This is a genomic window from Alkalinema pantanalense CENA528 (genome assembly GCF_050753345.1).
GTDB lineage: Bacteria > Cyanobacteriota > Cyanobacteriia > Leptolyngbyales > Leptolyngbyaceae > Alkalinema > Alkalinema pantanalense.
Window position 1 is genome coordinate 1 of the sequence record NZ_JBLZFX010000170.1, and the last position, 5,884, is coordinate 5,884.

Genomic DNA, 5,884 nt, shown 5'->3' on the forward strand with positions numbered 1-5,884 from the left:
AGATTCAGCATGAGAAGGCTCTGGGCTACTGCTTCACATTATCCATTATTTCCCAACACGTCTATTGGAGCATTTATCCTAGGTGCAGCCATCAAAAAAACAGGGCTTGCAACACGCCTGACAAGCTTCGTGATCAATCGTGCCCAAACGGTTGAAAAGTTATTTTGGCTGATGGCAATCATTATGATTCCACTTTCATTTTTCATCCCTTCAACATCCGGTCGCGCTGCCGTTACTTTACCAATTTTTCGGAACGTGTCTGAAGAATTACGTGATCCTAAAATCACCCGCGCCTTATCTATTCTGATTCCAACAATTATTCTAGTTTCAACAATTGTGTCCCTAGTAGGCGCTGGATCTCATTTAATTGCCAATGAATTGCTCTGGCAGATGACACAACAGCATATATCCTTTGGCCAGTGGGCACTATACGGCCTACCCTTTGGCATAACCGCTAGTTTACTATCCTGTTGGGTTGTGATGAAGTTATTTCTCGATCGACGTCATCTCAAGCGAGTCCTCCACCTGCCAAAGGACGAAAGATCTCAGACACCTTTAACTCGATCGGAGTGGTTGACGCTTGCAATTTCGTCAGGTATGGTTCTGTTTTGGATGACTGAGAATCTCCATGGGTTAAAGCTCGCAACCATTGCGATCTTGGGGGGTGTCCTGCTAGCCATGCCAAAGCTCGGCGTCATCAGTTGGAAAGAGGCGCTCAACTCAGTCTCTTGGAACCTGATTTTATTTGTGAGTTCGGCATTAGTACTTGGTCGATCGTTGGTTCACTCCGGTGCAGCACAGTGGATTATCGATCATACATTTCGTTTGAGTAGCATTACAAATTACGGTTCACATATTGCAATTTTAGCAATTTTCAGTTTGATTTCCTTAACGTCACACCTCTACATGACATCCCATGCAGCCCGTGCAGTTGCCTTAGTTCCTACGATGATTTCCTTTGCAACAACATTAAACCTCAATCCAGTGGCTGTTATGTTTATTGGAACATTAGGAATGGATTATTGCCTAACGATGCCAGTTAGTTCAAAAGCATTACTGGTTTACCAAGATGTTCAACAATCAACATTTTCATCCAAGGACTTATTTCGTCTGAGTCTTGTCATGCTACCGCTTCACTTAGGACTGGTTATCATCTTCTATTACACCTATTGGCAATGGGTTGGACTGCGTTTTTAGGACTCGATTCCTCAAACCCAACAATTTTACCAACTCATCGTCTTGTATCCTTGTATCCTAATCCACAATTTTTTACCAGCCGTTAACTGTTCCCTGCACTGTAATTTTCAGTGCAACCTGTAGCAACCTGAAAAGAATACGCAATCTCTGAGCATCAAATTTCAAAGTACAGTCCCCTTGAACATTAGGAGCATCTTCAATGAGTTTGAATATCCTGATTGCACCCTCTGGTTTTAAGGAAAGTTTGGGCGCTGATGAAGTCGCAGATTGCATTGCAGCAGGAATTATGCGAGTAGTTCCACAGGCTCATATTCGGAAAGCACCTTTAGTGGATGGCGGAGAGGGATTCACTAAGGCATTAGTCAACGCAACCAGTGGAACCATCCATGAAGTGACTGTCATGGGACCGATCGGACAACCTATCCAATCACACTTTGGCTTTTTAGGTGGAATGTCTCAACGAACCGCTGTCTTAGAAATGGCAGCAGCAGCAGGTTTACGTTTAGTTCCTCATGAAGTCCGTGATCCTCAAATCACAACTACTTATGGTGTGGGGCAATTAATTCAAGCGGCTTTAGACTTAGGGGCAGAACGGATTTTAGTGGGTTGTGGAGATTCGGGAACCAATGATGGCGGGGCAGGAATGGCGCAAGCCCTAGGAGTCGAATTACTGGATGGGGATAATCATCCAATCGGTTTGGGAGGACGCGAACTGCATAGACTGAATCGTATTCATCTAGCGAACCGTGATCCTCGCTTGGATCACGTTCAGATTGATGTCGCTTGTAATTGGCAGAATATTCTTTGTGGCCCCCATGGGGTTGCCCGAGTATTTGGGCCACAAAAAGGAGCCTCTCCAGAAATGGTTAATTCATTGGAAGCAGCCCTCGATCGCTATGCTGCGGTCATTCAGCAAGATTTACACTTAAAGGTTCGGGAAATGCCAGGAGGTGGTGCATCTGGGGGCTTGGGGACAGGATTATTTGCTTTGTTAGGAGCCACGCTCTATCCACGTTATGACATTGTGATGGAGTATTTAGAATTCGATCGCTGGTTGCCAGAGAGCGATTTGGTTATTACGGCGGAGGGTTGTATTGATTTTCAAACACCCCGTGGCAAGATTCCCGTAGAAGTTGCTAAGCGTGCCAAACAATATAAGCTACCTGTGATTGCAATCGCAGGCAGTATCGGTAAGGATGCAGAAATCAATATTGAGCACGGGATTGATGCTTTTACAACAATTCTAGAAACACCTTGTCCGTTGTCTGAAGCCATTGAACAAGCACCCAACTTAGTGACAAATGCAGCCGAACGGATGGTACGCATGATTCTTCTCGGCTATAACTTACCCCATGGTGATCATCTCCCGCTGAATCCATCTCAGGAACAAGTGATCGCCGCATAGTGCATAGATGATTCAAATAGTGCATAGATGATTAAATAGGTGATTTTCGATCGCGCAGTTGATCTAAACCGGCCAACAGTAAATCAAGTCCAAGTTCGAAGGTATGTAATCCGTCGTAGCGTTTTGTGATCACTTCCTGGGTGAGCGCATGCATGTAGGGATACTGATCGGGTGGAATCATGGGTAGAAATGCTTGGGCCGTTGTTGCATAATCCTCTGCCGCGATCGGGAAATTCAATTCCTGTAGGGTGAACCCATAGACATGACTGTCGATCGTATTCCAAGCATGATCGGCCATTTCCCAGGAAAAACCCGCTTCCCGCAAACAGCCTAGGGTGGCATCGATATAACGTAGCATGGCAGGGCCAACGTTAATGCGAGAAACCAGGGGTAAAGTAGCCCAAGGATGATTGAGCAAGACCTGATGGGCTGAAATCGCTCGTTTACGCATTTCTGACTGCCAATCTGGGGTGATCTTCGGTAAGACAATTTCTCCCACGACTAAATCGACAATTCCGTCGATTAGGTCATCTTTATTCGCAACGTGGTTATACAGCGACATGGCTTGGACGCCTAATTTCTGCGCCAAATTTCGCATTGACAGCGCTTCTAGACCGTCCTGATCCGCTAATTGCAAGGCGGATTGCAACACCCGATCGCGGCTGAGGGGAAGCGGGGGACTGTTTGTTTGGTTCGGGGTCTGTTTTTTTCGGGACATGGGACAGCGGAAAGGGTAGGAGGGGAGAAGGGGTAGGAGGGGAGAGGGATGATGAGTTTGCTGATACTAAACCGATTATTTCATGAACTTACACCGTATGTTAGATTGAGGAAAATAAACTTACGCTGTAAGTATTGGAGGTTTGTCAATGAAGGCGATCGTGCAGTCGGAATATGGCGCGGCGGATGTGCTTGCGGTGGCTGAAGTGGCGAAGCCTGTCCCTAAGGAAAATGAGGTTTTGGTGAGTATTGCTGCGGCTTCGGTGCATGCGGGAGACTGGCATTTGATGCGGGGTCAGCCGTTTCTCCTGCGATTGATCTATGGGGGATGGCTGAAGCCGAAAATTTCCACGATCGGGACGGATATGGCGGGACGGGTGGAGGCGGTGGGGGCAGCGGTGACGCAGTTCCAACCGGGTGATGAGGTGTTTGGGGATTTGTCGGCTTGTGGGTTTGGGGCGTTTGCGGAGTATGTGGCGGTTCCAGAGACGGCGTTGGGACTGAAGCCGGACAATTTAACCTTGGAGCAGGCCGCAACGGTGCCTGTGTCGGCTTTGGCGGCGCTGCATGGCTTGCGGGATGTGGGACAGGTGCAGCCGGGACAGAAGGTCTTAATTAAAGGGGCGTCGGGGGGAGTGGGTTCCTATGCGGTGCAAATGGCAAAGGCTTGGGGGGCAACGGTGACGGCGCTCTGTAGTCCCCAGAAAATGGCGATGGTGCGATCGTTAGGGGCGGATGAAGTGGTGGATTCCCAGCAAATTCCATGGGCGCAATGGCAGAACCAATATGACTTAATTTTTGATGCGGCGGCCTATCGTCCCTTCGATCGCTTACTTCCGATGCTGAAACCCCAGGGCATTTATGTCATGGTGGGTGGGGATACGTGGCAACTCTTGCGGGCGTTGCTGTTTGGGGGGTGGCTCTCGAAACGCAGTCAACGCCAAGTGAAATGTTTGATGTCTGAGCCGAATCAAGCAGATTTAGCCACGTTGAAAACGATGATTGAAGCGGGACAGGTGCAGCCTATGATCGATCGTCGCTATACCCTCAGTGAGGTGCCTGAAGCCATGCATCGGTTGGAACAGCGGCAGGTACAGGGCAAGGTGGTGATTGTGATTTAAGGTTGTAATTTGATAGGCATCTTCCTTAGGGGTTGCATAAGCTAAAAAATCTTCAAGTTAAGGAGTAAGTAGAAGGGGTAAATTAAATATAATATAGAAGGAGTCTTTTTTCTCTCTAAATATGCCAGCCCCTCTCCGTGTCATTCTCACCCCAGAAGAAGACGAAATGTTGAGTGAACTGAGAGTTGCAACCACCGTTCCTCAACGAACCCGCGACCGTGCTCATATGCTTCGGTTAAACGCTCAAGGCTGGAATGTGCCTGCGATTGCTGAGGTGTTTGATTGTCATGAACACACTGTCCGAGCGACCATCAAACGATGGAATGCTCGGGGGCTATCGGGATTATGGGAAGCCCCCGGACGGGGCGCAAAACGGCGTTGGACCGAAGAAGATATGGAGTTTATCGAAGCCTGTTTGGAAGACCCCAGCCAAACCTACACGAGTGTCCAGATCTCTCGAAAACTGAAGGATGCAGGACTCGTTAACCTGAGTAGTGACCGATTACGAGAGATCATTAAAAAAAAGGCTATCGATGGAAACGAACACGCCATAGCCATCGCAAAAAACAAGACAAGGTACAGCGGGCCATCAAACAAGCAGACCTAGCCATGCTCAAACAATGGGCCAGTCTGGACCTCGTAGATTTGAAATACTTAGATGAATCAGGATTTGCGCTGTGGAGGCCAGTCTGTTACGGGTACAGTCGGATTGGAGAACAAAAATGCCAAGAACAAGCTCTGATCGTTTACGGCAGTCGTCGCATCAGTATTTTAGGGTTATGGGAAGCGGGTAAGGGGTTTGAGTATGGCTTAGTCAAAGGTGGGTTTAAAAGCGATAGTTACATTAAGGTGATGAATTGGATCGCCGAGAAAGCGGCGCAGACCTTAGCAGCCACGGGAAAAATGACAGTGGTGGTTCAGGACAACGGCTCATTACACAAGAGTAAAGTGAGCCAAGCGCAATGGGATAGTTGGGCAGAACAAGGACTGATGATGTTTTTCCTGCCGCCTTATTGCTCAGAGATGAATTTGATTGAGGGGGAGTGGCATCAGTTAAAAGCCCATGAGCTATCGGGCCGGATGTTTGATAATTCCTATGACTTGGCGATGGCAATTATAGCTGGGGTAGAGAACCGCTATCTTTCCAAAGGATACAATGTTGAACGTTTTATATTTAATTCGGCCTAGCTACTTAAAAGGCGGAATTTACGCCAAAAAGGCTGTAGGGGAAATCGGCTAGTGCGACGTTGGTTAATCCTGCGGTGGCCCCCAAAAACTGGACAGGTCGTTAAGCTCTGAAAACTCAAACTGTGATAGGAGTATTTCATGGGCAATAAACGCAAACAGTACAATGCCGACTTCAAAGCCAAAGTAGCCTTAGCAGCAGTGCGAGGAGATAAAACCGTAGCGGAACTGGCCAGCCAGTATGAGCTACACCCAACAG

5 protein-coding genes and 1 pseudogene are annotated in these 5,884 nt (G+C 47.9%); 5 read left to right on the top strand and 1 reads right to left on the bottom strand.

What is annotated here, in order from left to right:
• Positions 1–1,197, top strand: a 1,197-nt coding sequence (locus ACN4EG_RS26895; RefSeq protein ID WP_431633364.1) for an SLC13 family permease, incomplete at its 5' end; no start/stop codon positions are given.
• Between the two features lie 199 nt (positions 1,198–1,396).
• On the top strand, positions 1,397–2,602 hold the full coding sequence (locus ACN4EG_RS26900; RefSeq protein ID WP_431633365.1) for a glycerate kinase family protein: 1,206 nt from the start codon (positions 1,397–1,399) through the stop codon (positions 2,600–2,602).
• Between the two features lie 31 nt (positions 2,603–2,633).
• Here ACN4EG_RS26900 and ACN4EG_RS26905 read toward each other — a convergent pair whose 3' ends face one another.
• Positions 2,634–3,320, bottom strand: a complete 687-nt coding sequence (locus tag ACN4EG_RS26905) for a TetR/AcrR family transcriptional regulator C-terminal domain-containing protein (RefSeq protein ID WP_431633366.1) — start codon at positions 3,318–3,320, stop codon at positions 2,634–2,636.
• A 148-nt stretch (positions 3,321–3,468) separates the two neighbouring features.
• On the opposite strand from ACN4EG_RS26905, the gene ACN4EG_RS26910 reads away from it, so the two are divergent.
• The 3 genes and pseudogenes from ACN4EG_RS26910 to ACN4EG_RS26920 form a co-directional block, all read left to right on the top strand.
• Positions 3,469–4,440 carry an NAD(P)-dependent alcohol dehydrogenase gene (locus ACN4EG_RS26910; RefSeq protein ID WP_431633367.1) on the top strand — a complete coding sequence of 324 codons (972 nt, stop codon included), beginning with the start codon at positions 3,469–3,471 and terminating at the stop codon, positions 4,438–4,440.
• A 121-nt stretch (positions 4,441–4,561) separates the two neighbouring features.
• Positions 4,562–5,628, top strand: a pseudogene (locus ACN4EG_RS26915) (IS630 family transposase).
• Positions 5,629–5,766: 138 nt separating this feature from the next.
• Positions 5,767–5,884: transposase (locus tag ACN4EG_RS26920; protein ID WP_431628167.1), on the top strand; the 118-nt coding region annotated here is incomplete at its 3' end.